29 protein-coding genes and 3 pseudogenes are annotated in these 26,040 nt (G+C 65.4%); 23 read left to right on the top strand and 9 right to left on the bottom strand.

Annotated features, from left to right (window positions below):
• The 3 genes from A8M77_RS27295 to merT form a co-directional block, all read right to left on the bottom strand.
• On the bottom strand, positions 1-345 hold a 345-nt coding region (locus A8M77_RS27295; RefSeq protein ID WP_238136986.1), incomplete at its 3' end, for a cation transporter.
• A gap of 71 nt (positions 346-416) precedes the next feature.
• On the bottom strand, positions 417-692 hold the full coding sequence (merP, locus tag A8M77_RS27290) for a mercury resistance system periplasmic binding protein MerP (RefSeq protein ID WP_003131987.1): 276 nt from the start codon (positions 690-692) through the stop codon (positions 417-419).
• Positions 693-704: 12 nt separating this feature from the next.
• Complete coding sequence (gene merT / locus A8M77_RS27285; RefSeq protein ID WP_086924613.1) at positions 705-1,010, bottom strand: mercuric ion transporter MerT; 306 nt, start codon at positions 1,008-1,010, stop codon at positions 705-707.
• Here merT and A8M77_RS27280 point away from each other — a divergent pair.
• Positions 990-1,202: pseudogene (locus tag A8M77_RS27280) on the top strand (MerR family DNA-binding protein); the annotation flags it as partial. The gene merT and the pseudogene A8M77_RS27280 overlap by 21 nt on opposite strands.
• A 112-nt stretch (positions 1,203-1,314) precedes the next feature.
• On the opposite strand, the gene trfA reads toward A8M77_RS27280, so the two are convergent.
• Both trfA and A8M77_RS27270 read right to left on the bottom strand, forming a co-directional pair.
• A complete protein-coding gene (gene trfA, locus A8M77_RS27275) occupies positions 1,315-2,535 on the bottom strand; it encodes a plasmid replication initiator TrfA (protein WP_011114072.1) in 1,221 nt (406 codons plus the stop codon).
• Positions 2,536-2,581: 46 nt separating this feature from the next.
• Positions 2,582-2,923, bottom strand: a complete 342-nt coding sequence (locus A8M77_RS27270; protein ID WP_000019167.1) for a single-stranded DNA-binding protein — start codon at positions 2,921-2,923, stop codon at positions 2,582-2,584.
• A gap of 113 nt (positions 2,924-3,036) precedes the next feature.
• On the opposite strand from A8M77_RS27270, the gene A8M77_RS27265 reads away from it, so the two are divergent.
• The 18 genes from A8M77_RS27265 to A8M77_RS27180 all read left to right on the top strand — a co-directional run bounded on the left by A8M77_RS27265 (position 3,037) and on the right by A8M77_RS27180 (position 17,909).
• Positions 3,037-3,399 carry a transcriptional regulator gene (locus A8M77_RS27265; protein ID WP_011114045.1) on the top strand — a complete coding sequence of 121 codons (363 nt, stop codon included), beginning with the start codon at positions 3,037-3,039 and terminating at the stop codon, positions 3,397-3,399.
• Between the two features lie 309 nt (positions 3,400-3,708).
• Positions 3,709-4,671: a P-type conjugative transfer ATPase TrbB gene (gene trbB, locus A8M77_RS27260; RefSeq protein WP_000132020.1), complete on the top strand. Its 963-nt coding sequence runs from the start codon at positions 3,709-3,711 to the stop codon at positions 4,669-4,671.
• 16 nt (positions 4,672-4,687) lie between these two features.
• Positions 4,688-5,152, top strand: a complete 465-nt coding sequence (gene trbC, locus A8M77_RS27255; RefSeq protein WP_011114046.1) for a conjugal transfer system pilin TrbC — start codon at positions 4,688-4,690, stop codon at positions 5,150-5,152.
• 3 nt (positions 5,153-5,155) lie between these two features.
• Positions 5,156-5,467 (top strand): conjugal transfer protein TrbD, encoded by a 312-nt coding sequence (locus A8M77_RS27250; protein WP_001207961.1) that lies wholly within the window; start codon positions 5,156-5,158, stop codon positions 5,465-5,467.
• On the top strand, positions 5,464-8,022 hold the full coding sequence (locus A8M77_RS27245) for a VirB4 family type IV secretion/conjugal transfer ATPase (protein WP_011114047.1): 2,559 nt from the start codon (positions 5,464-5,466) through the stop codon (positions 8,020-8,022). Before A8M77_RS27250 ends, A8M77_RS27245 begins: the two co-directional genes overlap by 4 nt.
• The gene (locus A8M77_RS27240) at positions 8,019-8,801 is read left to right on the top strand and encodes a conjugal transfer protein TrbF (protein WP_011114048.1); all 783 of its coding nucleotides are present in this window, start codon (positions 8,019-8,021) and stop codon (positions 8,799-8,801) included. Before A8M77_RS27245 ends, A8M77_RS27240 begins: the two co-directional genes overlap by 4 nt.
• Positions 8,802-8,818: 17 nt before the next feature.
• The gene (trbG, locus tag A8M77_RS27235) at positions 8,819-9,718 is read left to right on the top strand and encodes a P-type conjugative transfer protein TrbG (RefSeq protein ID WP_006122480.1); all 900 of its coding nucleotides are present in this window, start codon (positions 8,819-8,821) and stop codon (positions 9,716-9,718) included.
• Positions 9,719-9,720: 2 nt separating this feature from the next.
• Entirely contained in the window at positions 9,721-10,209 is a 489-nt protein-coding gene (locus A8M77_RS27230) for a conjugal transfer protein TrbH (protein ID WP_006122479.1), read from the top strand.
• A gap of 4 nt (positions 10,210-10,213) precedes the next feature.
• A complete protein-coding gene (locus A8M77_RS27225; protein ID WP_086924611.1) occupies positions 10,214-11,635 on the top strand; it encodes a TrbI/VirB10 family protein in 1,422 nt (473 codons plus the stop codon).
• A gap of 20 nt (positions 11,636-11,655) precedes the next feature.
• Positions 11,656-12,420, top strand: coding sequence for a P-type conjugative transfer protein TrbJ (gene trbJ, locus A8M77_RS27220; RefSeq protein ID WP_086924610.1), 765 nt, complete (start codon positions 11,656-11,658; stop codon positions 12,418-12,420).
• Positions 12,421-12,453: 33 nt separating this feature from the next.
• Complete coding sequence (gene trbK, locus A8M77_RS27215; protein WP_020206002.1) at positions 12,454-12,657, top strand: entry exclusion lipoprotein TrbK; 204 nt, start codon at positions 12,454-12,456, stop codon at positions 12,655-12,657.
• A 16-nt stretch (positions 12,658-12,673) separates the two neighbouring features.
• Complete coding sequence (gene trbL, locus A8M77_RS27210) at positions 12,674-14,386, top strand: P-type conjugative transfer protein TrbL (RefSeq protein ID WP_015586029.1); 1,713 nt, start codon at positions 12,674-12,676, stop codon at positions 14,384-14,386.
• A gap of 17 nt (positions 14,387-14,403) precedes the next feature.
• On the top strand, positions 14,404-14,991 hold the full coding sequence (locus A8M77_RS27205) for a TrbM/KikA/MpfK family conjugal transfer protein (protein WP_010890138.1): 588 nt from the start codon (positions 14,404-14,406) through the stop codon (positions 14,989-14,991).
• 13 nt (positions 14,992-15,004) lie between these two features.
• On the top strand, positions 15,005-15,640 hold the full coding sequence (locus A8M77_RS27200) for a transglycosylase SLT domain-containing protein (protein ID WP_011114052.1): 636 nt from the start codon (positions 15,005-15,007) through the stop codon (positions 15,638-15,640).
• A gap of 28 nt (positions 15,641-15,668) precedes the next feature.
• On the top strand, positions 15,669-15,935 hold the full coding sequence (locus A8M77_RS27195; protein WP_010890140.1) for a hypothetical protein: 267 nt from the start codon (positions 15,669-15,671) through the stop codon (positions 15,933-15,935).
• Positions 15,935-16,633: a TraX family protein gene (locus A8M77_RS27190; RefSeq protein ID WP_011114053.1), complete on the top strand. Its 699-nt coding sequence runs from the start codon at positions 15,935-15,937 to the stop codon at positions 16,631-16,633. The genes A8M77_RS27195 and A8M77_RS27190 overlap by 1 nt, the downstream gene beginning before the upstream one ends.
• Before the next feature lie 15 nt (positions 16,634-16,648).
• Positions 16,649-17,080, top strand: a complete 432-nt coding sequence (locus A8M77_RS27185) for an OmpA family protein (RefSeq protein WP_001665065.1) — start codon at positions 16,649-16,651, stop codon at positions 17,078-17,080.
• Between the two features lie 154 nt (positions 17,081-17,234).
• Positions 17,235-17,909, top strand: a complete 675-nt coding sequence (locus tag A8M77_RS27180; protein WP_011178411.1) for a DNA methylase — start codon at positions 17,235-17,237, stop codon at positions 17,907-17,909.
• A gap of 1 nt (position 17,910) precedes the next feature.
• Here A8M77_RS27180 and A8M77_RS27175 read toward each other — a convergent pair whose 3' ends face one another.
• The 3 genes and pseudogenes from A8M77_RS27175 to A8M77_RS27160 form a co-directional block, all read right to left on the bottom strand.
• A complete protein-coding gene (locus tag A8M77_RS27175; RefSeq protein ID WP_011296189.1) occupies positions 17,911-18,762 on the bottom strand; it encodes a recombinase family protein in 852 nt (283 codons plus the stop codon).
• A gap of 284 nt (positions 18,763-19,046) precedes the next feature.
• Positions 19,047-20,060, bottom strand: a complete 1,014-nt coding sequence (intI1, locus tag A8M77_RS27165) for a class 1 integron integrase IntI1 (RefSeq protein WP_000845048.1) — start codon at positions 20,058-20,060, stop codon at positions 19,047-19,049.
• A 243-nt stretch (positions 20,061-20,303) separates the two neighbouring features.
• A pseudogene (locus A8M77_RS27160) lies at positions 20,304-20,537 on the bottom strand (transposase); the annotation flags it as partial.
• Positions 20,538-21,067: 530 nt separating this feature from the next.
• On the opposite strand from A8M77_RS27160, the gene A8M77_RS27155 reads away from it, so the two are divergent.
• Genes A8M77_RS27155 through A8M77_RS27140 form a run of 4 tightly spaced genes read left to right on the top strand, consistent with a single transcriptional unit; the run spans position 21,068 to position 25,152 of the window.
• Positions 21,068-22,342, top strand: a complete 1,275-nt coding sequence (locus A8M77_RS27155) for an aromatic ring-hydroxylating dioxygenase subunit alpha (protein WP_057204701.1) — start codon at positions 21,068-21,070, stop codon at positions 22,340-22,342.
• 51 nt (positions 22,343-22,393) lie between these two features.
• Complete coding sequence (locus A8M77_RS27150) at positions 22,394-23,380, top strand: Bug family tripartite tricarboxylate transporter substrate binding protein (protein WP_086924608.1); 987 nt, start codon at positions 22,394-22,396, stop codon at positions 23,378-23,380.
• A 4-nt stretch (positions 23,381-23,384) separates the two neighbouring features.
• Complete coding sequence (locus A8M77_RS27145) at positions 23,385-24,167, top strand: SDR family NAD(P)-dependent oxidoreductase (RefSeq protein WP_086924607.1); 783 nt, start codon at positions 23,385-23,387, stop codon at positions 24,165-24,167.
• Positions 24,168-24,174: 7 nt separating this feature from the next.
• Complete coding sequence (locus tag A8M77_RS27140; protein WP_086924606.1) at positions 24,175-25,152, top strand: PDR/VanB family oxidoreductase; 978 nt, start codon at positions 24,175-24,177, stop codon at positions 25,150-25,152.
• Between the two features lie 132 nt (positions 25,153-25,284).
• On the opposite strand, the pseudogene A8M77_RS27135 reads toward A8M77_RS27140, so the two are convergent.
• A pseudogene (locus tag A8M77_RS27135) lies at positions 25,285-26,031 on the bottom strand (class II aldolase/adducin family protein); the annotation flags it as partial.
• Positions 26,032-26,040 lie beyond the last annotated feature (9 nt).

Below are 26,040 nucleotides of genomic sequence, written 5' to 3'. Positions count from 1 at the left end.
GCCTGTTTCAACTTCAAGCTGGGCAAGTGCCGCCGCAATCAGTGTCCGAATTGCCCGCTCGTGCACGATCACCAGCTTGTTCTTGTACATCCATCCCCGCACCTTGTCGAGCAGTCCGACGCGGTTGTCCGCCAGTGGCGCATCGGCTAGCGTTGCCTTGTAGCCCAGTCCGGCCACGGCGGCAGTCAGCGCGTCCGGCGATGTGCCCGGCACGATGGCGAGTTGCGCTGTGCCCTTCGGATAGGACACCAGCGCCGACTGCACGCCTGGCACTTTTTCCAGCGCTTCCTTGACGTGCGCCGCGCACGAGTCGCAAGTCATGCCGGTGATTTTTAGATGGGTCATGCAACAGATCCTTTATCGTTTGTGGCGCCAGACAATGACGTCCGTTGTGCTGCGGTGCCGTTTTCAGTGACTCACTGCTTGACGCTGGACGGATAGCCCGCGTCTGCGGTTGCCTTGGTCAGCTTCTGCACGCTGGTCTTGGCATCGTCGAAGGTGACGACCGCTTGGCGTGTCTCGAAAGTCACGTCAACTTTGCTGACGCCTTCGACCTTGGAAATCGCCTTCTTGACAGTGATCGGGCAGGCGGAGCAGGTCATGCCCGGTACGGACAGCGTGACGGTCTGGGTGGCGGCCCAGACGGGGGCAACAACGGCGGCGAGGGCGAGGGAGGCAAACAGTTTCTTCATGGTGAACTCCGATCAGTAGAAAAATGGCATGACGTAGGGAAATCCGAGCGCGACCAGAACCAGCGCGGCCACGATCCAGAAAATGAGCTTGTAAGTAGCTCGCACTTGGGGAATCGCGCAGACCTCACCCGGTTTGCAGGCCGCTGCCTGCCGGTAGATGCGCCGCCAGGCGAAGAACAACGCCACCAGCGCCACGCCGATAAAGATGGGGCGATAGGGTTCCAACACCGCCAAGTTGCCGATCCAAGCGCCGCTGAACCCCAAGGCGATCAGAACCAACGGCCCGAGGCAGCAAGCCGAGGCGAGGATGGCACCCATTGCGAGGAAGCCAGCAGTCTGGCCGAGCACAAGCTCAAGGACGTGCGCGAGAAAATGGCTGACCTGGCGCGCATGGAGGCCGTGCTGTCTGAGTTGGTGTGCGCCTGCCATGCGCGAAGGGGGAACGTTTCCTGCCCGCTGATCGCGTCACTACAGGGTGGAGCAAGCTTGGCAGGTTCGGCTATGCCTTAGCGTGCTTTATTTTCCGTTTTCTGAGACGACCCCTGCCTCGCCGGAAGTGGCGATGCTCGAGAAAAAAAGCCGCCTCGATCTCGGGCGGCTCCAGGGGAGGGCAGGGGGGCGATCACCGCTTGCAATGCACCAGGTCGTCGTTCACCCACGCACTTTCGACCAGGCCGTTTTCGCGCAGCTCGTCGCACGCTTCGCCTACCTGCTCGCGCCACTTCTTCGGCCGGGTGGAATCCGAGCCGCACATCAGCCGGAACGTCTCCAGCTTGAGCGGGTACGGCTCCTTGTGGGTGGCGAAGTAGTCGAACATGCGCCGCGCGGTGGGCGACAGCTTGCGGTACTTCTCCCACACGAATTTCGTGTAGTGGTCGCCGGCGAACAGCACCACGATTTCGGCGTCGATCTCGACCTGGCAGCGCGACGTGCGCTTGCCGCGATCCAGGACGCGGAAGCGCCGGATCAGCGACACCGATTCGAGCCGGCCGATGCGTTGGGATGAGAACTGCATGGCCGACGCCTGGAGCCGCGTCAGGCATTCCTCGGCCCTTGTGTAGTACCGACCGTTGATTGACCAGTCCAAGTCCTGGCAAAGCTCGTAGAACGTGAAGGAAACCGGCTCTCCGAGCGCGGTGCGCTTCGCGTACTCCAGCACCTGGGCGAATACCAGCTCGTCGTCGTCGGCGCGCAGCTCGATCCCGGTGTAGGTGATCTCCACGTCTTTGTTGACGTGGTAGATCGACTGGCCTTGCAGCGCGGCGCGCGGCACCTTCTTGTTGCGGACGGTGAAGATCGCCGACCGCCCGAAGTCGTTGGGCAGTGCCCGCATGTGATCCGGCCAGGGAGCCAGGTCGAACAGCGAGAGCTGCATGTCCTTGATCTGCTGCTTCGTGTGCTTGAGCAAGGCCGTCTGCTTGGCCTCGCTGACCTTCTCGGCCAGCTCACCGCCGGCCGTTCGCTTCTTGGTCGCCATCGCACTACTCCGTTTGTCCTGGGCCAGCGCGCCGATCTGCTCGGCCATCTTGTTCACGGCGGTGCGCGGTTCGGGCGGCAGGCCCATCGTGCGCGCAAGCTCGGCCGATTCCTGCGCCATGCGCTCGGATCGCTCGACGGCGGCACTTGCCGGCGTCGGTAGCTTCGGCGGCAAAGCCGCCTCGTTGTCGCCGGCCGTGGCCGGCAGCTCGAAGAGGGAACCGGCGGGGCGGAAGGCCCCGCCGGCGCTGCCCGAGTCCCTGCGAGCGGCGGCGGTACGGGCGGCAAGGTCGGTGGCGTCGGCTTCGCTAAGCCCGCCCTCGATGAGCTTGCGCCTGTATTCCTGCTCGTTGAACTCGTTCTGCATCTAATCTCCCTCCTAGCATACTGCCCGGCCGTGGCCGGGCCTGGCCTTACTGGCCGCCGCCTGGCGCTTTGGTGTCCAGGTATTCGATTTCCTCGGCGATGAAATCGAAGCCGTATTCGGTCTTGCCGTCCTTCTCGTACTTCGTCGGCTCGATGCGGCCCTGGACGAACACCTTGGAGCCTTTGCCCAGGTACTTGCCCGCGTTCTCGGCCAGGCCGCCGAACGACTTGATGCGGAAGAAGTCCGTCTGCTCCTGCTTCGCACCGGCTGCGTTGCGCCACACGCGATTGACAGCCAGGTCGAAAACGGCGCGGGCGCTGTTTTCGCTATGGCGAACGTCGGTATCGCGGGTAAGATTACCGATAAACTGGAACAGGTTGTGGCTCATTCGTCATGCTCCTTTCGCTAATGGAGTCGTCAGTTTAGCTAAACCTGCGTCCGTGGTCAAGAACTTTAGCGGCTAAAATTTTCTGCCGCCCGCACCGAGAAGGCATACGGGCCTTGTACAACTACATCTTCTTCACGAACGTGCTCCGGCTGCTCGATGAGCGGCACATGACGAAAAAGGAGCTATCGGACAGGTCGGGGGTTTCGATCTCCTTCCTGTCCGATCTCACTACTGGCAAAGCCAACCCCTCCCTAAAGGTGATGGAGGACATTGCGCAGGCCCTTGAAACTCCCCTGCCGCTCCTGCTTGAATCGACCGACCTGGACAAAGAAGCCCTTGACACCCTGGCCGGCGGCAAGGCACCCCGAAGCCTGCCGCCAGGCTTCGAGCGCGTGGCGGCCGTGCTGCCAGAACACCAGGCGTTCATCGTCAAGAAGTGGGGCGAAGCGACAAGGAAGAAACTTAGAGGGAGTTGACGCCAGGATGTGAGAAGGGAAGGGAAGCGGCGCGGAACTGAGCCACAAGAGCCAGCCAAGTTTTAGCCGCTAAAGCCCGCCGGGGTGGCTCAACCCCCGGACAACCCATAACGCAAACGCCACGGGTTCGGCGCGAGGGCGCACGGAGCATGCGCCGCGTTGTCGCCTCTTTCGCCCCTGCAATCCGCGATGCAACGTCGCGGCCGAAGTCACCCTTGTGCGCTTCGGTGTTGCGGTCGAAATTAGTTCGGTATATCGTATGAACCTGTGTAGAATGCGCGAAACGCAACGGCATACAGGGCATACGGAATGACCGACCAGAAACCAGAACACAACAGCATCAAGGAACGGGCGAAGAAGAAGCTCGAACGCGACATGGGGCCGGAGCTGCTGGCCGCCCTCAACGATCCCAAGACCGTTGAAATCATGCTCAACGCGGACGGCAAGCTCTGGCTCGAACGCCTGGGCGAGCCGATGAAGTGCATCGGCACGCTGCGCGTCGCGCAGGCGCAAGCCATCATCGAAACCATCGCGGGCTACCACGGCAAGGAAGTCACGCGCTCCAAGCCGATCCTGGAAGGCGAGCTGCCCCTTGATGGCAGTCGCTTCGCCGGCCAGCTCCCGCCGGTTGTGCCCGCACCCACCTTCGCCATTCGGAAGAAGGCCGTCGCCATCTTCACGCTCGATCAGTACGTCGAACGCGGAATCATGACCGCGCCGCAGCGCGAGGCATTGATTGCAGCGGTGCGCGCGCACCGGAACATCCTTGTGATCGGCGGCACCGGCTCGGGCAAGACCACGCTGGTGAACGCGATCATCAACGAGATGGTGATTCAAGACCCGACCGAGCGGGTTTTCATCATCGAGGACACCGGCGAAATCCAGTGCGCCGCCGAGAACTACGTCCAGTACCACACCAGCATCGACGTGAACATGACGGCGCTGCTGAAAACCACCCTCCGCATGCGCCCCGACCGAATCCTGGTCGGCGAGGTGCGCGGCCCCGAAGCCCTTGATCTGTTGATGGCCTGGAACACCGGGCACGAAGGAGGTGCTGCAACCCTGCACGCAAACAACGCCAAAGCTGGATTGGATCGGCTCGCCATGCTCATCAGCATGCACCCCGATTCCCCGAAACCCATTGAACCGCTTATCGGCGAGGCGGTTCACGTGGTTGTTCATATCGCCCGCGTCGAAGGCTCGCGGCGCATCCAGGAAATCTTGGAGGTTTCCGGGTTCGCCAACGGCCAGTACATCACCAAAACCCTCTGACTAGGAGTTACGACCAATGCAAGCAACCTTCCCGGCATTCCGCCTCAACCGCAACGCCCTGTTCTACATGGGCCTCTTCGCCCTCCTGGCGTTCTTCCTGCTGGCCCCCCAGCACGCATTCGCCTCCGAGGGCACCGGCGGCTCTCTGCCGTATGAGAGCTGGCTGACCAACCTCCGCAACTCCGTCACCGGCCCGGTGGCCTTCGCGCTGTCGATCATCGGCATCGTGGTCGCCGGCGGCATCCTGATCTTCGGCGGCGAACTCAACGGCTTCTTCCGCACGTTGATCTTCATCGTCCTGGTCATGGCCCTGCTGGTCGGCGCGCAGAACATGATGAGCACGTTCTTCGGCCGTGGCGCGGAAATCGCCGCCCTGACCGATGGCGCGCTGCACCAGGTCAAGGTCGCCGCGCTGGACGTGGCCGGCTTCCCCGGCGAAGCCGTCATGCGCTGGGCCGAGCGCGGCCACATCGCGGGGTAAGTCATGGCTCTGCGCGCGATCCCCATCCGTAGGGCCGGCAACCGAGAAAACCTGTTCATGGGCGGGGATCGTGAGCTGGTGATGTTCTCGGGCCTGCTGGCCGGCGCGCTGATTTTCAGCGCCCAAGAAGTGAGGGCAACGGTGTTCGGCATCGCCTTGTGGTTCGGCGCGCTCTTCGCGCTGCGCCTCATGGCGAAGGCCGATCCGAAGCTGCGACACGTGTACCTGCGGCACCGCCGGTACAAGCCGTACTACCCGGCTCGCAGCACGCCCTTCCGTGACAACACGCCGAGTCAAGGGAAGCAATACAAATGATCGAAGCAATCGCAATTGCCATTGCTGTGCTCGGTGCGGTTCTGTTGCTCATCCTCTTTGCCCGCATCCGGGCTGTCGATGCCGAGCTGAAGCTCAAGAAGCATCGCGCCAAGGATGCCGGCCTGGCCGATCTGCTCAATTACGCCGCCGTGGTCGATGACGGCGTGATCGTGGGCAAGAACGGCTCCTTTATGGCCGCCTGGCTGTACAAGGGTGATGACAACGCCAGCAGCACCGAGGAACAGCGGGAAATGGTGTCGTTCCGCATCAACCAGGCCCTGGCGGGCCTGGGGAACGGCTGGATGGTGCATGTCGATGCTGTGCGTCGGCCTGCGCCGAACTACTCGGAGCGGGGCGTGTCATCGTTCCCCGACTCCGTTTCCTTCGCCATTGACGAGGAACGCCGGCGCTTGTTCGAGGGCCTGGGCGCGATGTTCGAGGGCTACTTTGTCCTGACCGTCACGTGGTTCCCGCCAGTGCTGGCCCAGCGCAAGTTTGTCGAACTCATGTTCGATGACGATGCGGTGGCTCCCGACCATACGGCGCGCACTACGGGCCTGATTGCGCAGTTCAAGCGCGAGATCACCAGCCTGGAATCGCGCCTGTCCTCGGCGGTCAAGATGACGCGCCTGCGCGGCCAAAAAGTCGTGTCGGAAGAGGGCAGGGAAGTCACGCACGATGACTTCCTGAGCTGGTTGCAGTTCTGCGTGACGGGCCTCCATCACCCGGTCATGCTGCCCAGCAATCCGATGTACCTCGATGCGGTAATCGGCGGGCAAGAGCTGTGGGGCGGCGTCGTGCCCAAGATCGGGCGCAAGTTCATCCAGGTGGTCGCCATCGAAGGCTTCCCCTTGGAGTCAACGCCTGGGGTGCTCTCGGCCCTGGCCGAGCTGCCCAGCGAATACCGCTGGTCGAGCCGCTTCATCTTCATGGATCAGCACGAGTCCTTGAAGCACCTGGACAAGTTCCGCAAGAAGTGGAAGCAGAAGATTCGCGGCTTCTTCGATCAGGTGTTCAACACGAATACCGGCTCGATCAACCAGGACGCGGCCGCGATGGTCGGCGACGCCGAGGCGGCCATCGCCGAGGTCAACAGCGGCTTGGTGGCGGCCGGCTACTACACCAGCGTAGTCGTGCTGATGGACGAGGATCGGGAGCGCCTGGCGGCCTCCGCGCTCCTGGTCGAGAAGGCCGTCAACCGCCTGGCCTTCGCGGCCCGTATCGAGACGATCAACACGCTCGATGCGTACCTGGGCAGCTTGCCCGGCCACGGCGTCGAGAACGTGCGCCGGCCGCTCATCAACACGATGAACCTGGCCGACCTGCTGCCGACAAGCTCGATCTGGACGGGCAGCGCCACGGCTCCGTGCCCGATGTACCCGCCGCTGTCGCCGGCGCTCATGCACTGCGTGACGGTGGGCGCTACGCCGTTCCGCCTGAACCTGCACGTGCGCGACCTGGGCCACACCTTCATGTTCGGCCCGACCGGCGCAGGCAAATCGACGCACCTGGGCATCATCGCCGCGCAGCTCCGTCGCTACGCCGGCATGTCGATCTACGCCTTCGACAAGGGCATGTCGATGTACCCACTCGCGGCCGGCATCCGCGCGGCCACGAAGGGCAAGAGCGGCCTGCATTTCACGGTGGCCGCCGACGATGACCGCCTGGCGTTCTGCCCGCTCCAGTTCCTCGAAACGAAGGGGGATAGGGCCTGGGCGATGGAGTGGATCGACACCATCCTGGCGTTGAACGGCGTCAACACCACGCCGGCGCAGCGCAACGAGATCGGCAACGCGATCATGAGCATGCACGCCAGCGGCGCGCGCACGCTCTCCGAGTTCTCGGTGACGATTCAGGACGAGGCGATCCGCGAGGCCATCAAGCAGTACACGGTGGACGGCTCGATGGGCCACCTGCTCGACGCCGAAGAGGACGGCCTGTCGCTGTCCGACTTCACGGTGTTCGAGATCGAAGAGCTGATGAACCTGGGCGAGAAGTTCGCGCTGCCGGTGCTGCTCTACCTGTTCCGCCGCATCGAGCGCGCACTGAAAGGCCAGCCCTCCGTCATCATCCTGGACGAAGCCTGGTTGATGCTGGGCCACCCCGCGTTCCGCGCCAAGATCAGGGAATGGCTCAAGGTGCTGCGCAAGGCCAACTGCCTTGTGCTGATGGCGACGCAAAGCCTCTCCGACGCGGCCAACTCGGGCATCTTGGACGTGATCGTGGAATCGACCGCGACCAAGATTTTCCTGCCTAACGTCTACGCCAGGGATGAGGACACATCGGCGCTCTATCGCCGTATGGGCCTCAACGCGCGTCAGATCGAAATCCTGGCGACTGCCATTCCGAAGCGTCAGTACTACTACGTCTCGGAGAACGGCCGCCGTCTCTATGACCTTGCCCTGGGGCCGATGGCCCTGGCCTTCGTCGGTGCGTCCGACAAGGAATCGGTCGCCACCATCAAGAGCCTCGAAGCCAAGTTCGGCCACGAATGGGTGCATGAGTGGCTGGCCGGCCGTGGGCTGAATCTCAACGACTACCTGGAGGCCGCATGAGCATCGCCGACACCCTCAAGGGCTTGATCTTCAAGAAGCCCGCCAACTCCGCCGAGCCGCGCGATCCGCGCCGCTCGAAGGAACCGCTCGCCGGCGGCCGCCGTGCGGGCGAGGCCGAGAACCCCTACCTGGCCGCGCGCCGCACCTGGAACGATCACGTGGGCAGCGTCGTCTCGCAGCGCCAAACCTGGCAGGTGATAGGCATCCTGTCGCTGTTGATCGCGCTGGCCGGCGTGGGTGGCGTGATCCACATCGGCAGCCAGTCGAAGTTCATCCCCTACGTGGTCGAGGTGGACAAGCTGGGCCAGACGGTGGCCGCCGGCCCGGTGCAGGCCGCAGGGAAGGCCGATCCGCGTGTCATCCACGCCGCCGTTGCGGACTGGATGAGCTGCGCGCGCATGGTGTCGCCTGACGTGGCCTTGCAGCGCAAGTGCGTGTTCAAGGCGTACTCGATGCTCGCCCCCAACGATCCGGCGACGCCAAAGATGAACGAGTGGTTGAACGGCACGCCCGATTCCAGCCCGTTCAAGCGCGCCGAGAAGGAAATGGTCAGCGTCGAGATCAAGACCGTCATCCCGCAAACGCCCGACACCTGGCAAGTCGAGTGGGTGGAAACCACGCGCGACCGCCAAGGCACGCTGAAAGGTCAGCCCGTCACCTGGCGCGCGCTCGTGACTACCTACATCGCCGAGGTCACGCCCAACACCACCGATGAGCAACTGCGGAACAACCCGTTGAGCATCTACGTGCGTGATTACTCCTGGTCCCGCATCCAATGAATTCGAGGTCATCCACCATGAAGAAAACCCTCTCCGCTTTGATCGTGGGCGCTGCTGTGGCGGTGCCCTCCCTGGCTCTGGCCGCCCCTGGCGACGACATTGCCGACAAGTATTTCAACAAGACCAACCCGACGCTGACCGCTCAAGAGCGCGCGGCGCTCGCCATCGCCAAACGGTGGGAAGCGGGGTCGGCGACCGGCATCAAGCCGGTGGCCGGCTCGGGCGGTGCCATCAAGTTCGTGTACGGCGCGCAGCAGCCGAGCATCGTTTGCGCGGTGCTCCAGGTGTGCGACGTGGCCTTGCAGCCCGGCGAACAAGTGAACTCGATCAACCTGGGCGACACGGCCAGGTGGACGGTGGAACCGGCCATCACCGGCAGCGGCGCGACCGAGGTTCAGCACCTCATCATCAAGCCGATGGACGTGGGCCTCGAAACCAGCCTGGTTGTGACCACGAACCGCCGCAGCTACCACTTCCGCCTGCGCTCGCATCGCACCGAGTACATGCCGCAAGTCTCGTTCACGTACCCCGAGGAAGCGCAAGCCAAGTGGGACGCGATCCAGCGCCGCGAGAAGCAGGAACGCACCGACAACACCCTGCCGGCGACGGGCGAGTACCTGGGCGATCTCTCGTTCGACTATGAGCTGTCCGGGTCGGCGAGCTGGAAGCCTGTGCGCGTCTACAACGATGGCCGCAAGACCATCATCGAAATGCCCGGCACGATGCAGCAGACCGAAGCGCCGACGCTCCTGGTCGTGCGCAAAGAGGGCGGCTTGTTCACCGACGACGAAACGGTGCTGGTCAATTACCGCGTGCAGGGCAATCGCTACATCGTGGACACGGTGTTTGACCGCGCGATCCTGATTGCCGGTGTTGGCAGTAGCCAAGACCGCGTGACCATCAGCCGGAGGAAGTGACCATGCGCAAGATCGTCTCTCTCGCGCTGCTCGCCCTCGCCCTGGGCCTCGGCGGCTGCGCAACCACCAGCCAGTACGGCAACTTCGTCCAGTCGGCCGCGCTCGATCAGCAGAAGCTCGCCACCGACGCGGTGCAGCAGCTCGCCACGCTGTACGCGCCGGCGCGCACGCGCCTGGAGCTGCAACAGCCGACGCCCGATCCGTTCGGCCAGGCGCTCGTCAAGTCGCTGCGCGACAAGGGCTATGCCCTCCTGGAGTACGCCCCGGCCGGCGCTTCCACGCAGGCCCCGGCCTCGGCGGCATCGCAGGCGAGCGCACCGGCCACCACGGCCGCGTCGGGCGGCCTGCCGTTGCGCTACGTGCTCGACCAGGCTGGCGACTCGAACCTGTACCGCCTGACCTTGATGGTCGGCAATCAATCCATCACCCGCCCTTACCTGGCGCAAAACGGCACGTTCGCGCCGGCCGGGTACTGGGTGCGCAAGGAGTGACGCCATGACAGAAAACGCCGATCAGATGGCACCTGACGCTTCGCCTGGCGAAGTGTCCAAGAAGGCGGGCGTCCGTCGCGTCAACAACATGCCCATGTACATCCTCGGCGGCGTCCTGCTGTCGTTCGTGCTGGTCATGGCCCTGGTCGCGGCGGATCGCGCGGCCAAGCAGAACGCGCCGGCGGACGGCCCCAAGGAGAAGGCCGGCAACACGTCGATGTTCGCCAAGGAGATCGCAGGCGACAAGACCGGCGGCTTGATCGAGCCGGCAAGCCCGCTCAAGGTGCCCGACATGCCGACCGGCCCGGCGTCGGCTCCGCTGGAGATCGCGCGGCCGTCCAACCCGGACGCGCCGCCGGCCCCGCCGGCCAACCCCGGCAACCCGGGCCAGCCGGTGAACGACGACGAGGCCCAGCGCATCCGCATGGCGAAGATGCAGATGTTCGGCGAAGCCGTGAAGGCCAAGACCACCGTGCGCGTGGATGCCCCGCGTAGCAACGGCTCCGCGCCGGGTGGCCCGAGCACCTACACCGGCACGCCGCAGACGCGCGATGAAATGCTGACCCGCATCGCAGCGGTGCAGCAGCAAATCGACGCGCAGCGCAGCAACGATCCGACCGCCGCCTATCAAGCACGCCTGGCGCAGATTCGCGGCATGGGCGTCGGTGGTGGCGGCGCGGCTCCGGCCGCCGGCGGCATGGGCGCGGGCGGTGCGCCGCAGCTCCTGCAAACCTCGACCAGCGGCGGCGGGCGCAACAGCATGGCGCAGTTCGGCCAAGGTGGGCAGGGCGACCGCTGGAAGCTGGATTCGCAGCCGGAAGCGCCGCGCACACCGTTCGAGCTGCGCGCGGGCTTCGTCGTGCCGGCCACGCTCATTTCGGGCATCAACTCCGATCTGCCGGGCCAAATCATGGCCCAGGTCGCGCAGGACGTGTACGACACACCGACCGGCAAGCACCTGTTGATCCCGCAGGGATCGCGCCTCGTCGGCTCGTATTCGAGCGACGTGGCCTACGGCCAAGCGCGCGTGCTGGTTGCGTGGCAACGCATCGTGTTCCCCGATGGCAAGGCGATGGACATTGGCGCGATGCCAGGCGCGGACAGCGCGGGATACGCGGGCTTCCACGACCAGGTGAACAACCACTATGTGCGCCTGTTCGGCTCGGCCTTCCTCATGTCCGGCGTGACAGCAGGCATCACCTACAGCCAACGCCAGAACCAGGCCACAAACACCTATGGCGCACCGAGCGCCAGCAGTGCCCTAAGCGAAGCCCTCGGCCAGCAGCTCGGCCAGGTTACGGCGCAACTCATCGCCAAGAACCTGAGCATTTCGCCGACGCTGGAAATTCGGCCGGGGTATCGCTTCAACGTCGTGGTCACGAAGGACATGACGTTTTCCAAGCCGTACCGTTCCTTCGATTACTAACGCCATAGGAGAAAAGCACCATGAAGCCGAAGTTTTTAGCCGCTAAATTGGCCCTCGTCATTGCTGTTTCGAGCACGCTGGCGGTCACACCTGTGCAGGCTGGCATCCCCGTCATCGACGGCACCAACCTGTCGCAGAACATCATGACGGCCATCGAATCGGTGGCCCAGACGCTCAAGCAAATTGAGCAGTACAGCACCCAGCTCCAGCAGTATCAAAACCAACTCCAGAACACGATGGCCCCGGCCGCGTATATCTGGGATCAGGCGCAATCGACCATCAACGGGTTGATGAACGCGGTCAACACGCTGGATTACTACAAGACCCAACTCGGCAGCCTGGACAGCTACATCGGCAAGTTCCAGGACTTGAACTACTACAAGAACTCGCCGTGCTTTACGGCGGCAGGGTGCTCCGACGCGGAACGCGCAGCACTTCGGAATGTGGCCCAGCTCGCGAGCGAGTCGCAGAAGAAGGCCAACGATGCCTTGTTCAAGGGCCTCGATAGGCAGCAAACGAATCTCACGGCCGATGCAGCGACGTTGCAGCGTCTTCAATCGGCAGCGCAGGGCGCGCAGGGCCAAATGCAGGCCATCGGCTACGCCAACCAGCTCGCCAGCCAGCAGGCCAACCAGCTCTTGCAGATTCGTGGCCTGCTGATCGCGCAGCAGAACGCGATGGCAACCAAGATGCAGGCCGACGCCGACAAGGAAGCCCAGCAGGCGGCAGCGGCCGCACAACTGCGCCAGGGCAGCTACCGGGCCAGCCCGGCGCGCACCTGGTAAGGGGGATTCATGAAAGCAATCAAGGCTCTGTCCTTGGCCTCGGCCGCCCTCGTGGCGGCCTTGGTCGCCGGCTGCGACAACAAGCCGGCCACGGCCCCCATGCCGGAAGTGAACGACGAGAACTGCAAGCCCGAGAACATCGCCAAGATCGAGGACAAGGGCGTCCAGCAGGCTTTTTCGTCGCTGTGCTTGCGTCGTGGTGGGGATTTCAAGCCCAGCCCGAAACGCGAATGGTGAGGTGCTGACGATGAGAATGCCAGCCAATCTAAAAACCCTCGCCCTGCCGCTGTTCGTCTGGCTGGCGTTCTTCGCGGTCGATGCCCACGCGGCCATCGACAACGCCGGCGTGTTCGATAGCGTGCTGGATCGCTACCAGGCCGCCGCGAGCGGCTGGGCCGGTGTCATCACCACGGCCGCAACCTGGCTCTTCTGGACGCTGGTTGTGATCTCGATGGTCTGGACGTTCGGCATGATGGCCTTGCGCAAGGCCGACATTGGCGAGTTCTTCGCGGAGTTCGTCCGCTTCACGATCTTTACCGGCTTCTTCTGGTGGGCGCTAACCAACGGCCCTAACTTCGCCTCGTCCATCTATGCGTCGTTGCGGCAGCTCGCCGGCAACGCGACGGGCCTGGGCAATGCTCTGTCGCCCTCGGGCATCGTGGACGTGGGCTTTGCGATCTTCGACAAGGTGATGGATCAGTCCTCGGTGTGGTCGCCGGTGGACAGCATGGCCGGCATCCTCATGGCCGTGGCGATCCTGGTCATCCTGGCCCTGGTCGGTGTGAATATGCTTCTGCTGCTCGCGTCGGGCTGGGTGCTCGCCTACGGCGGCGTGTTCTTCCTCGGCTTCGGTGGTTCGCGCTGGACTTCCGACATGGCGATCAACTACTACAAGGTCGTCCTGGGCGTGGCCGCGCAGCTCTTCGCAATGGTGCTCCTGGTGGGCATCGGCAAGACCTTCCTCGATGACTACTACTCGCGCATGAGCGCCGGCATCAGCCTCAAGGAAATGGGCGTGATGCTGATCGTCGTCATCATCCTCTTGGCGTTGGTCAACAAGATTCCGCCGCTCATCGCCGGGATCATCACCGGCGCGAGCGTGGGCGGTGCCGGCATCGGCCAGTTCGGTGCAGGTGCTGCGTTGGGTGCCGCAGGCATGGCAGCAGCAGCGGCCGCGACCGGCGGCGCCGCTCTGGCCGCCGGCGCAGCCTCGGCCGCCGGTGGTGCCTCTGCCGTCATGGCCGCCTTCTCGAAGGCCAATGAGAACGTGTCGGCAGGCACGGACGTTATGTCGGCCTTCTCGGGCGGCGGCAGCTCGGGCGGCGGTGCGGGCGGCGGCGGCGACGCCGGCACCGGCAGCACGCCCTTCGCTCAGGCTGCGGGCTTTAGCGGCAGCTCCGGCGGTGGCTCTTCGTCGGGTGGCGGCAGCCCCTCGACCGGCAGCAGCTCGGGCAGCTCGAAGGGCGGCGATAAGGGCGGCGGCAAAGCCGACGCCGGCGGCCAGGGCAGCAGCTCGACGGCCAGCACCGGCAGCAGTGCCGACAAGGCCGCCAAGAACGAACCCAAGCCCGCCGGCGGGGCAGGGCAAGGGCAGCAGGCCGCACCGGGCAGCACCGGCCCCGGCTTGCTCGCATCGGCCGCATCGGCCCTCGGCACGGCCGGCCGCATCGCCGCCGACGCCGGCGCGAACTTGGCGAAGGGAACCGCCGATGTTGCCAAGGCCAAAGCCGCGAGCCTGCGCGAAGCCGCAGCCGAGCGGATCGCCGACACCACTGGCGGAAAGATCGCCGCCGCGATCAAGGCGCAAGGAAGCGGCACGGCCGAGAACATCGACGTGCCCGACCAGCAGCCCGCGCCGAGCTTCGGCGACAACAGCCTGGCAGGCGGCCCTGCCGATGCCGATCCCGAGTCCGAAGTAGCTGCGTTCGCCAACCGCGAGCAAGGCCGCGACGGCACAACTGCGTAACCAAGGAGAGTCCAACCATGAAGAAGAAACTGTTTGCCCTGGCCGCCCTCGTGGCAGCCCTCGGATCGACCGCCGGCACGGCCAGCGCGCAAGACGTGCTGACCGGCGACACGCGCCTGGCCTGCGAGGCGATCCTGTGCCTGTCGTCGGGCACGCGCCCGAGCGAATGCACGCCGTCGCTGTCGCGGTACTTCAACATCACGAAGCGCAAGCTGTCGGACACGATCCGCGCCCGCCTGAACTTCCTCCAGCTTTGCCCGGTGGCGAGCCAGACGCCGGAAATGCAGTCGCTCGTGTCGGCGATCTCGCGCGGCGCTGGCCGGTGCGACGCGCAGTCGCTGAACTCGACGTTGGTGATGTGGACGGGCGGCTACGACGATGGGCGCACGTACATCAGCAACCAGTTGCCTGACTACTGCGGGGCCTACACCGGCCACGCCTACACCGACTTCGCCAGCAGCGGCACGCTGCCGCGCTATGTCGGGACGCCAGAGCGGGGCGGGTATTGGGTCGAAGCGCGCGACTATGACCGCGCCTTGGCCGAGTACAACGAACGCATCCGGCGCGAGGACGAAGAGCGCCGCCGTCAGTCCTGGCTGAACTGAGGGAGGGGAGGGCATGCCGTTCTTCGCCGATCTGCCGCCGCAGCTCCAGGAGCGCGTCGTCTGCTCGATCTCGGCCGCCGTCAAGTACGAGGTGCCGGTCAACATCGTGTTGGCCGTCGCCGAGAAAGAGGGCGGCAAGCCGGGCCAGTGGGTGCGCAACTCGAATGGCACGCATGACGTTGGCCCGATGCAGTTCAACACCGCGTACCTGGGCGACCTGGCCCGATACGGCATCACGGCGAACGATGTGGCGGCTGCCGGCTGCTACTCGTTCGACCTGGCCGCCTGGCGGCTGCGGATGCACATCCGCAACGACAAGGGCGACCTCTGGACGAAGGCGGCGAACTACCACTCGCGCACGCCGCAGTACAACGCGGTGTACCGGGCCGACTTGATGCGCAAGGCGTCGAAGTGGGCCGATTGGCTCGAAGCTCGGTTCGTCACGCTTGACGTGACGAAGGCCGGGGCCACGCCCTCGACGCCCAGCCAGCCCGCGACGGTGGCCCAGCGGGCGACGCCGGCGGCCAGGCCGGCACCAGCACCCCAGCAGGCCGCCCCAGCGGCCGCAGCAGCTCGCAGCGTGTCGGTGGCCGGCTACGTGCCCCGCACGGTGTCTTTCAACACTTCACGCGAGGGGTCGGCCGAGTAGGCCGGCTCTTCCGATTTAGCGGCTAAACATGGACAAATTCCACGCCTTCATGATGCGGTACACGCTGGGCGTCGGCCGGTTGCTTCAAGCCTATTGCAAGTGGGCGGAAGGGCAGGCCAAGAACCAGCTCGATTTGCTTCTGCTGGGCCTCGGCCCGATCTTCGCCTTGGGCCTTCTGCTGTGGGCGCTGCCGGCGTGGATCGGCAAGCCCATCGCCTTCGTGCTCTCACTGCCAGCGCTCTACATCATCTTCCTGGTGCTGCGCGCCTACGCGATTCGCGGGGGCCGGCGCTGATGAAGGCCCTGCGGATTCCTGATGGAACCGTCGAAGCGTTGAAGTGGCTCGCACTGGTTCTCATGACCGGCGATCACGTCAACAAGTACCTGTTCAACGCGACGCTGCCGGTGCTGTTCGAGGCCGGCCGCGTGGCGCTCCCCCTTTTCGTGTTCGTCCTGGCCTACAACCTGGCCCGGCCGGGCACGCTCGAACGCGGCGTGTACGGCCGCACCATGTCGCGCCTGGCGATGTTCGGCGCGCTGGCCTCCGTGCCCTTCGTGGCCCTCGGCGGCCTGTACGCCGGTTGGTGGCCGCTCAACGTGATGTTCACGCTGCTGGTCGTCACGGCCACGGCTTACCTGGTCGAACGTGGCGGCAAGCTGCACCTGGCGGCCGCCGGCGTGGTGTTCCTGGTCGGCGGCAGCTCGGTCGAATATTGGTGGCCGGCCGTGGCTTTCGGCCTGGCGGTGTGGTCGTACACGCGCCGGCCGAGCTGGGCCGCCGCGGCGGTCGCGGTGCTGGCCTGCGCGGCCCTGTGGTTCGTCAATCGCAACCTGTGGGCCTTGGCAGCCCTGCCGGTGCTCTTCCTGGCCTCGCGGGTGGATGTGCGCGTGCCGCGCCTGCGCTGGGCCTTCTACGCCTATTACCCGCTGCACCTGGCCTCGCTCTGGTTGATCCGCATCCCCATGAGCAAGGCCGGCTACCTGTTCTTCTGATTGGAGTCCTGCCCCATGCGAAAACCCGTTCTTCTGGCCCTCTCTCTGGCGTTCCTGGTCAGCGCGCAAAGCGCACTGGCCGCCGGCGACGCCGGCAACTTCGGCACGCCGATCAAGTCCGGCGTATCGGTGTCCTTCCCCGACAGCAGCGCGACATTCCAGCCGACGCCAGAGGCCCTGGAGCTGCTGGCCGACGCTAGGAATGCGGCGATCATCTACATCAGCGGGCGCACCAGCACACTACGGCCCAGCGCGGCCGATGAGGCCCTTGCACTACGCCGTGCGCTCTCGGCCAGGTCGTACTTGGTGGCGCGCGGCGTCTCGCCGCTCAAGATCATGGTGAACTTCGCATCGGCCGCCGATTTCGTGGCAGACAACTCGACGGCCGAGGGCCGGCGCGAGAACCAGCGCGTGGACATTGAGGTGGTCTACATCCCCACCTACTGAGCGATCCGGCATCGCCATTCCTGGCGGTGCTGCAGGTCGCTCCAGCAGCTTCGCATCGTCGGCTCTGACGATGCAGGCCCGGCCGGCTTCCCTTGACAGCATCGCCATTTCTGACGATGCTGGCCAAGTCCCGATTTACTCCAGGAAGAAGGCCATGAGATACCCCGGCGGCAAGGGCGGTGCCGGCGTCTACCAGACGATCATCAACAACATCCCGCCTCACGACACGTACATCGAAACGCACCTGGGCGGCGGCAACATCCTGGAGCGCAAGCGGCCCGCTGCCCGCAGCGTCGGCATCGACGTTGATCCCGAGGTGATCGAGGTCTGGCAGCAGCTCGACGTGCCCGGCCTGGAGCTGCACCACGGCGACGCCGTGGCCTGGCTGGAGTCCCACCAGTTCACCGGCTCCGAGTTCGTCTACGCCGATCCGCCCTACGTGATGGACAGCCGGCGCGGCGGCAAGCTATACCGCCACGAATACGACGACGCCGACCACGTGCGGCTGCTCGACGTGCTGGCCGGCTTGCCGTGCGCGGTGATGGTGTCGGGCTACAGCTCAACGATCTATGACAGCTCTCCCTTGGCGTCATGGAGAACCATCGACTTCAACGCGATGACGCGCGGCGGCATCGCTATCGAACGGCTGTGGATGAACTACCCCGAGCCGGCCGAGCTGCACGATCTGCGCTACCTCGGCAGCAACTTCCGCGAGCGCGAGCGCATCAAGCGGAAGAAAGCCCGCTGGCAAGCGAAGCTCGCCAAGCTCGATCCGCTGGAGCGGGCGGCGATCATGGAATGCCTGCGCGAGCTGGAGGCGGCCGAGTAGGTCACGCCTGCGCCTGGTTGTGCAGCGCCCATACGCGCTTGACCTGGCTTTCACTGCACCCGGCCAGCCTGGCCGTCTCTGGAATGCTGTGGCCTGCGCTGCGCAGCGCCACGATGCGTTCATGCACCTTTGTGTTGGCCTTGCGGCCGGTGTAGCGGCCGGCGTCCTTCGCCAGCTCGACGCCCTGCCGCTGCCGCTCGCGGCGATCCTCGTAGTCGTCGCGGGCCATCTGCAACGCCAGCTTCAAAAGCATGTCCTGGATCGACTCCAGCACCACCTTTGCCACGCCCTTCGCCTCGGCGGCCAGGTCGGATAGATCGACCACGCCAGGGACAGCCAGGCGCGCGCCCTGGGCGCGGATCGAGGCCACGAGGCGTTCGGCCTCGGGCAGCGGCAGGCGGCTGATGCGGTCGATCTTCTCCGCAACGACGACTTCACCGGGTTGCAGGTCGCCGATCATGCGCAGCAGCTCGGCGCGATCGGCGCGAGCGCCCGAAGCCTTCTCGCGGTAGATGCCGGCGACGTAGAAGCCGGCGGCCCTGGTGCTCTCCACGATGGCGGCCTGCCTGGTCAAGTCCTGCTCGTCGGTGCTGACGCGCAAGTAGATGCGCGCGACCTTGAAAGCGACGCCGGCGGCCTGGTGCTCGGTCGGCGTCCGCATGATGCGGTCGGCACCTTCGACCAGGCCATCGCCGCCGACGCGCAGCGGTGGCGTCTTGGCGAGCGCCTGGCGCGCTGCGCGTGACTGGCGCGGCATGGCCGCAATCTGTGTTTCCTGGGCGGTGCGCGGCGTGATGATCGCGCTGCGCTTCGCCTTGGTCTTGCCTGGGAAGTAGCCGTTGCGGCTGGTCATGGGTTCCTCCGGTCATTTTGGGTATACGCAAAGTGTCCGGTCATGCTACCCCCGGCCAAAAAGGCCGTCATGCGATTTATCTTGTCGTTTTCAGAAGACGGCTGCACTGAACGTCAGAAGCCGACTGCACTATAGCAGCGGAGGGGTTGGATCCATCAGGCAACGACGGGCTGCTGCCGGCCATCAGCGGACGCAGGGAGGACTTTCCGCAACCGGCCGTTCGATGCGGCACCGATGGCCTTCGCGCAGGGGTAGTGAATCCGCCAGGATTGACTTGCGCTGCCCTACCTCTCACTAGTGAGGGGCGGCAGCGCATCAAGCGGTGAGCGCACTCCGGCACCGCCAACTTTCAGCACATGCGTGTAAATCATCGTCGTAGAGACGTCGGAATGGCCGAGCAGATCCTGCACGGTTCGAATGTCGTAACCGCTGCGGAGCAAGGCCGTCGCGAACGAGTGGCGGAGGGTGTGCGGTGTGGCGGGCTTCGTGATGCCTGCTTGTTCTACGGCACGTTTGAAGGCGCGCTGAAAGGTCTGGTCATACATGTGATGGCGACGCACGACACCGCTCCGTGGATCGGTCGAATGCGTGTGCTGCGCAAAAACCCAGAACCACGGCCAGGAATGCCCGGCGCGCGGATACTTCCGCTCAAGGGCGTCGGGAAGCGCAACGCCGCTGCGGCCCTCGGCCTGGTCCTTCAGCCACCATGCCCGTGCACGCGACAGCTGCTCGCGCAGGCTGGGTGCCAAGCTCTCGGGTAACATCAAGGCCCGATCCTTGGAGCCCTTGCCCTCCCGCACGATGATCGTGCCGTGATCGAAATCCAGATCCTTGACCCGCAGTTGCAAACCCTCACTGATCCGCATGCCCGTTCCATACAGAAGCTGGGCGAACAAACGATGCTCGCCTTCCAGAAAACCGAGGATGCGAACCACTTCATCCGGGGTCAGCACCACCGGCAAGCGCCGCGACGGCCGAGGTCTTCCGATCTCCTGAAGCCAGGGCAGATCCGTGCACAGCACCTTGCCGTAGAAGAACAGCAAGGCCGCCAATGCCTGACGATGCGTGGAGACCGAAACCTTGCGCTCGTTCGCCAGCCAGGACAGAAATGCCTCGACTTCGCTGCTGCCCAAGGTTGCCGGGTGACGCACACCGTGGAAACGGATGAAGGCACGAACCCAGTGGACATAAGCCTGTTCGGTTCGTAAGCTGTAATGCAAGTAGCGTATGCGCTCACGCAACTGGTCCAGAACCTTGACCGAACGCAGCGGTGGTAACGGCGCAGTGGCGGTTTTCATGGCTTGTTATGACTGTTTTTTTGTACAGTCTATGCCTCGGGCATCCAAGCAGCAAGCGCGTTACGCCGTGGGTCGATGTTTGATGTTATGGAGCAGCAACGATGTTACGCAGCAGGGCAGTCGCCCTAAAACAAAGTTAGACTTTTGGGCGGCGCGAATCTTGCTGCCCAAAGGCTTGCATTTACGGAGGGCGGTCTCAAATCCGAAGCGCAACACTGCTGCTTGATTGAAACGGTTTGAGAGTCAGTGAATGGTAGCGCTTTGGCGCTGCGCGATCGCCTGCATGAACTGCTGGAAGGCCTGGTACGGCGACTTCCATCCGAGCGTCTCGCGCGGCCTGTAGTTCATCAGGTCAGCAATCGAGTCCAGGGCATCCTGATCATGCACGCTCAGGTCCGTTCCCTTGGGCAGGAACTGGCGCAGCAGCCCATTCGTGTTCTCGCAACTGCCCCGCTGCCAAGGGCTGTGCGGATCGCAGCACGGAACAGGGCGGCGTCGCCGCCAAAATAGGCAAGTACCGCGTCGCTCTTGGCGCTGCTGGGGTCGGCAGGCTGCGCCGACACATCTGCTGACGGCGGCGCTGCATCCTGTCCCGCAAATTCCTCCAGTACGCAGGCCTGCAACTGGGCAACCGACTCCGGCTTGCGCAGAATGCGCCATATGCCACGGCCTTCAAGCCGCGCCCCGGGGACACGCCAGGACTGCAGCATGCGGGTGAACCCAACGGCTGCGGGCACTGAAGCCGAAGCCCCTTGCGAGCACCGGGCATGCACCGGCGGCTTTGTCGCCCCGCGAGCGCGCCATGCCCTGAGCAAAGCACCGCCGGCTTCGGCGCAAGACCCCCCAACCCACCTTCAGCCATGCAGGGAGCTCTGCAGGGGGGGGGGCTATCCGCCTGATGGACACCTTTCCAAAAATTTGACACAGATCAAATCATCCATAAAATGGACACAAGTCTCATCAGACGAACAATCTATTCCAACCCACCGACCCCCACGGAGACGACTGTGAACAAGGAAATGTCTGAAACGCTCACCCGCGTAGGCCCCGGTACGCGCATGGGCAACCTGATGCGCCGCTACTGGGTGCCTGCTCTGGCGTGCGCCGAAATACCCGAGCCCGATGGCCCGCAGGTGCGCGTGCAACTGCTGGGCGAAAAGCTGCTCGCCTTTCGCAACACCGACGGCCAGGCCTGCCTGATCGGCGAGTTCTGCTCGCACCGGGGCGTGTCGCTCTACTTCGGGCGCAACGAAGAGAACGGCATCCGCTGCGCCTACCACGGCGTCAAGTTCGACGGCAAGGGCCAGTGCGTGGACGTGCCCTCCTCGCCCCAGGCCTGCTCGCGCATGCACATCAAGGGCTACCCCTGTGTGGAGCGTGGCGGCATCGTCTGGGCCTACATGGGCCCGGCCGACCAGCAGCCCGCGCCGCCCGAGCTGGAGTGGTGCACCCTGCCGCCCGAGCATGTATTCGTCTCCAAGCGCCTGCAGTACAGCAACTGGCTGCAGGCCATGGAAGGCGGCATCGACACGGCCCACGTCTCGTACGTGCACCGCTTCGAGGTGGACACCGACCCCATGCACCAGGGCGTGAAGGCGCTCGACTACATCAAGGCCGACGGCAACGTGAAGTTCGAGATCGAGCAGACCCCCTTCGGGCTGAGCCTGTTCGGGCGGCGCAACGGCGAGGCCGATTCGTACTACTGGCGCATCACGCAGTACCTGTTCCCGTGGTTCACGCTGATCGCGCCGTTCGGCGAGCACGCGCTGGGCGGCCATGTGTGGGTGCCCATCGACGACCACAGCTGCTGGGCCTGGAGCATCAACTGGCAGCCTGCCCACCCGCTCACCGCCGAGGAGCGCACGGCGATGGAGGAAGGCAAGGGCATCCACGTCGAGTACGAGGCGCCGGGCAGCTTCGTCCCCAAGGCCAACCGCGACAACGACTACGGCATGGACCGCGTGGCCCAGCGCGAGGACCGCTCCTACAGCGGCATCTTCGGATTCTCGGCGCAGGACTACTCGCTGCAGGAGAGCATGGGTTCCATCCAGGACCACGAGGCCGAGAAGCTGCTGCCCACCGACAAGGCCATCGTCATGGCCCGGCGCATGCTGCACGAGGCGGCCCTCGGCCTGGAGCAGGGCCAGACGCCACCGGCGCTCGATGCCAGCGCGCAGCACGTGCGCCCTGCCGGCGTGCTGCTGCCCAAGGACCAGGACCCCGTGGCCTGGGCGCGCGAGGAACTGGCCGACGCCACGAAGAAGCCGGTCTTCAGCCTCTGACCCAAGCGCCCCAGCGGGGCGCCCGCACGATCGACTACTACGGAGACAACGATGAAATTCCCCACGAAACTGGCCTTCACCTTGGCCGCATGGGCCTGCGCGGCCACCGCCGCCTGGGCACAGACAGCCGCAGCCACCGACTGGCGCCCGACCAAGCCGGTGCGCATCGTCGTGCCCATCACCGGCAGCACCAACGACGTGCTGGCGCGCATGATTGCGCCCAAGCTGCAGGAGGCGATGGGCCAGCCCTTCTTCGTCGAGAACAAGCCGGGCGCGGGCGGCAACATCGGCGCCGCCGAAGTGAGCCGTGCGGCCCCGGACGGCCACACCCTGCTGATCGGCTACAACGGGCCGCTGGCCATCAACGCCACGCTGTTCGACAAGATGCCCTATGACCCGCAGAAGGACCTGGCGCCCATCACACTGGCCGTGAAGTCGCCGCAGTACCTGGTGGTGAACCCGGACACCGGCATCACCGACGTGCGGGACTTCATCGCCAAGGCCAAGGCCGACCCGAAGAAGTTCGCCTACGGCTCGGTGGCCATGGGCAGCGCCTCGCACCTGACCATGGAGATGATGAAGTCGGCCGCTGGCTTCCAGATGACGCACGTGCCCTACCGCGGCGCAGGCCCGGCCATCACGGACCTTATCGCGGGCAATATCCAGGCCGGCTTCTTCGTGCCGGGCAATGTGCAGGGTTTCGTCAAGGAGGGGCGCCTGAAGCTGCTGGCTTCCACCGGTCCCAAGCGCTTTCCGAGCACGCCGGACGTCCCCACCCTGGCCGAGTCGGGCCTGAAGGATTTCGAGGCCACGTCGTGGATCGGCCTGCTCGCCCCGGCCAACACGCCGCCGGCCATCGTCAACAGCTACCACCAGGCGATGGTGCGCATACTGAACTCGCCCGACATCACCAAGCGCCTGCAGGAGATGGAGTTCGAGGTCGTCGCCAGCACGCCCAAACAGTTCAGCGACTGGATCGCCACCGAGATCACGCGCTGGGGCAAGGTCATCAAAGCCACTGGCGCGAAGGCAGATTAAGACGATGCGCAACGAACTCCGACTCGCAGGGCGCACCGCCCTGATCACCGGTGCGGGCGCGGGCATCGGCGCCGCAGCCGCCCATCTCTTTTGCCGCGAAGGCGCCGCCGTGCTGCTGGTGGACGCCAACGGCGAGGCGCTCGAACGCACACGAACGGCCATCGAAGAGGCCCTGCCCGGCGCACGCCTGGCCTGCGCCACGGCCGACGTGGCCGACGAGGCCGCCGCCCTGGCCGCCGTGCAGCAGTGCGCCACTCTGTGGGGGGGCCTCGACATCCTGGTGAACAACGCGGCCATGCGCAACTACAGCGCGGCAGCGGACGCCACGGCCGCCGAATGGCATGCCATGGTGGGCGTGAACCTGGTGGGCATGTCCAACTACTGCCGCGCGGCCCTGCCGGCGCTGCGCACGGCGGGCACAGGCAGCATCGTCAACGTGTCATCGTGCTACGCCGTCACCGGGCGCAAGGGCATGGCGCTGTACGACGCGACCAAGGCCGCCCAGCTGGCATACACGCGCAGCCTGGCCTTCGAGGAAGCCGCGCACGGCGTGCGCGCCAACGCGGTGTGCCCCGGCTCCACGCTGACCGACTTCCACGTCGGCCGCGCGCAGGGGGCGGGCAAGAGCGTCGAGCAGCTCAAGGTGGAGCGCAAGGACACCTCGCTGATCGGCCGCTGGGCATCGCCCGAAGAGATCGCCTGGCCCATCCTCTGGCTCGCATCCGGCGAAGCCTCGTTCATCACCGGCACCACGCTGATGGTGGACGGTGGCCTGCACATCATGTGAGAGAGCCATGTCCTCCAGCTCCCTTCAGGCATTCGTTCAGCAGCTGCGGTACGAGGCGGCGGGCACCGTCAGCGTGGAGCTGCGCCCGCTGGCGCCGGCCACGGCCTTCGCGCAGGCGGTCGAAGCCGGTGCCCACATCGACCTGCACCTGGCCGATGGCCTCACGCGCAGCTACTCGCTGACCAACCCCGGCGAAAGCCACCGCTACGTGGTGGCCGTGGCGCTGGACAAGGCCAGCCGCGGGGGCTCGCGCTTCGTGCACGAATCTCTGCGCGTGGGCCGACAGATCGCCATCGGCGGGCCGCGCAACCACTTCGCGCTCGACGAAGCCGCGCCCTACAGCGTGCTCGTGGCCGGCGGGATCGGCATCACGCCCATCTACGCCATGCTGCAGCGGCTGGCAGCGCTCGGGCGCCCGGCCCACCTCATCTACTGCGCGGGCAGCCGCCAGAGCGCGGCCTTCGTGGCCGAGATCGAGTCGCTCGCCGCCGCCTCCCAAGGCCGGCTCACGGTGGACTGGCATTTCAAGGACGAGCGCGGCACGCGCGCCGACCTGCCCCACCTGCTGGCCGGCCACCCCGCTGGCACGCACTTCTACTGCTGCGGCCCCCTGCCCCTGCTGGATGCCTATGAGCAGGCCTGCGAACAGCTGGGCCTGGCCCATGTGCACCTGGAGCGCTTTGCCGCCGCGCCGCTGGCCGCGCCCCAGACGCCCCAGGACGGCTATGCCGTGGAGCTGCGCAAGTCCGGCAAGACCGTGCACGTGGCGCCCGGCATCGCGCTGCTGGACGCACTGATCGACGCTGGCATGAACCCCGAGTACAGCTGCCGCGAGGGGGTGTGCGGCGCCTGCGAGGTCAAGGTCATCTCGGGCGATGTGGACCACCGCGACCTGATCCTGAGCAAACAGGAGCAGGCGGCCAATCGGTCGATGATGGTCTGCGTCTCGGGCTGCAAGTCGGGAAGCCTCGTGCTCGACTGCTGAACACCGCCACCCATGCAAACGCCGGCCGTTGCGCAATGCAACGGCCGGCGTTCCTTGTTGGCAAGCGTCAATCAGCAGTTCTGGCTGCTCGGCAATCACCTTGTCCATCAGCGGCTGCATGGCGAACCAACCCGCGCGGTGCGAGCCGACCTGGCGCGCCGTGGCGGCGGCCGTGGCCGCGTCGATCTCCACGGGCGAACCCACCGCGCAGGCCAGCAGGTACTGCTCGAAGGCGCGCTCCATGCGCAAAAACCAGAAGACCGCCTCGTCCACCGAATGGCCCACGGTGAAGTGCGCGTGGTTGCGGCAGATCACGGCCTTGCCCTGGCCCAGGCTCTGGGCGATGAGGTCGCCTTCGGACAGCTCGCTGGCAATGCCGCCATAGGCCTGCATGACGGCATGGTCGCCGTAGAACGCGCAGGCCTCCTGCGTGATGGGCGGCAGCGGCCGACCCAGCGAGGCAAAGGCCGTACCGTAGCGCGAATGCGAGTGCGCTGCCGCCACCACATCGGGCCGCGCGCGGTGGATGCGCGAGTGGATGGAGAACGCCGCCGCATTCACCGGGTGCTGGCCCTGCACGATGCGCCCGTCGTGGTCGATGAGCACCAGGTCGGACACCGTGATGCGGCTGAAGTGCATGCCCAGCGGGTTGACCCAGAAGTGGTCCGTGAGAATGGGGTCGCGCGCGCTGATGTGGCCCGCGATACCGGCGTCGAAGCCATGCATCGCGAAGATGCGAAAGCCTGCAGCCAGGCGCTGCTTCAAGTGCAGGCGCTCGTCCTCCGGGCTGGCGAACACCGGTGGCGTGGGCCAGTTCAGGCCCGTGCTGGTGACCTGCAGCAGCACCTCGGGGGTGGATTGTTGGGTGGTGGCGGGCATCGCGTCGCC

This window comes from Variovorax sp. JS1663 (assembly GCF_002157355.1).
Taxonomy (GTDB): domain Bacteria; phylum Pseudomonadota; class Gammaproteobacteria; order Burkholderiales; family Burkholderiaceae_C; genus Variovorax.
The sequence above is the reverse complement of the archived record's forward strand: the minus strand, read 5'-3'. Positions and strand labels throughout refer to the sequence as shown.

Bases quoted from the DNA above. Each gene is read 5' to 3' on its own strand.
- trbJ (WP_086924610.1), top strand. From the start codon at position 11,656: ATGAAGCCGAAGTTTTTAGCCGCTAAATTGGCCCTCGTCATTGCTGTT.
- trbB (WP_000132020.1), top strand. From the start codon at position 3,709: ATGACCGACCAGAAACCAGAACACAACAGCATCAAGGAACGGGCGAAG.
- A8M77_RS27200 (WP_011114052.1), top strand. From the start codon at position 15,005: ATGCCGTTCTTCGCCGATCTGCCGCCGCAGCTCCAGGAGCGCGTCGTC.
- A8M77_RS27180 (WP_011178411.1), top strand. From the start codon at position 17,235: ATGAGATACCCCGGCGGCAAGGGCGGTGCCGGCGTCTACCAGACGATC.
- A8M77_RS27175 (WP_011296189.1), bottom strand. From the start codon at position 18,762: ATGACCAGCCGCAACGGCTACTTCCCAGGCAAGACCAAGGCGAAGCGC.
- A8M77_RS27205 (WP_010890138.1), top strand. From the start codon at position 14,404: ATGAAGAAGAAACTGTTTGCCCTGGCCGCCCTCGTGGCAGCCCTCGGA.
- trbC (WP_011114046.1), top strand. From the start codon at position 4,688: ATGCAAGCAACCTTCCCGGCATTCCGCCTCAACCGCAACGCCCTGTTC.
- intI1 (WP_000845048.1), bottom strand. From the start codon at position 20,060: ATGAAAACCGCCACTGCGCCGTTACCACCGCTGCGTTCGGTCAAGGTT.
- trbL (WP_015586029.1), top strand. From the start codon at position 12,674: ATGCCAGCCAATCTAAAAACCCTCGCCCTGCCGCTGTTCGTCTGGCTG.
- merP (WP_003131987.1), bottom strand. From the start codon at position 692: ATGAAGAAACTGTTTGCCTCCCTCGCCCTCGCCGCCGTTGTTGCCCCC.
- A8M77_RS27225 (WP_086924611.1), top strand. From the start codon at position 10,214: ATGACAGAAAACGCCGATCAGATGGCACCTGACGCTTCGCCTGGCGAA.
- merT (WP_086924613.1), bottom strand. From the start codon at position 1,010: ATGGGTGCCATCCTCGCCTCGGCTTGCTGCCTCGGGCCGTTGGTTCTG.
- A8M77_RS27145 (WP_086924607.1), top strand. From the start codon at position 23,385: ATGCGCAACGAACTCCGACTCGCAGGGCGCACCGCCCTGATCACCGGT.
- A8M77_RS27270 (WP_000019167.1), bottom strand. From the start codon at position 2,923: ATGAGCCACAACCTGTTCCAGTTTATCGGTAATCTTACCCGCGATACC.
- trbG (WP_006122480.1), top strand. From the start codon at position 8,819: ATGAAGAAAACCCTCTCCGCTTTGATCGTGGGCGCTGCTGTGGCGGTG.
- A8M77_RS27240 (WP_011114048.1), top strand. From the start codon at position 8,019: ATGAGCATCGCCGACACCCTCAAGGGCTTGATCTTCAAGAAGCCCGCC.
- A8M77_RS27250 (WP_001207961.1), top strand. From the start codon at position 5,156: ATGGCTCTGCGCGCGATCCCCATCCGTAGGGCCGGCAACCGAGAAAAC.
- A8M77_RS27190 (WP_011114053.1), top strand. From the start codon at position 15,935: ATGAAGGCCCTGCGGATTCCTGATGGAACCGTCGAAGCGTTGAAGTGG.
- A8M77_RS27185 (WP_001665065.1), top strand. From the start codon at position 16,649: ATGCGAAAACCCGTTCTTCTGGCCCTCTCTCTGGCGTTCCTGGTCAGC.
- trfA (WP_011114072.1), bottom strand. From the start codon at position 2,535: ATGCAGAACGAGTTCAACGAGCAGGAATACAGGCGCAAGCTCATCGAG.
- A8M77_RS27150 (WP_086924608.1), top strand. From the start codon at position 22,394: ATGAAATTCCCCACGAAACTGGCCTTCACCTTGGCCGCATGGGCCTGC.
- A8M77_RS27195 (WP_010890140.1), top strand. From the start codon at position 15,669: ATGGACAAATTCCACGCCTTCATGATGCGGTACACGCTGGGCGTCGGC.
- A8M77_RS27140 (WP_086924606.1), top strand. From the start codon at position 24,175: ATGTCCTCCAGCTCCCTTCAGGCATTCGTTCAGCAGCTGCGGTACGAG.
- A8M77_RS27230 (WP_006122479.1), top strand. From the start codon at position 9,721: ATGCGCAAGATCGTCTCTCTCGCGCTGCTCGCCCTCGCCCTGGGCCTC.
- A8M77_RS27245 (WP_011114047.1), top strand. From the start codon at position 5,464: ATGATCGAAGCAATCGCAATTGCCATTGCTGTGCTCGGTGCGGTTCTG.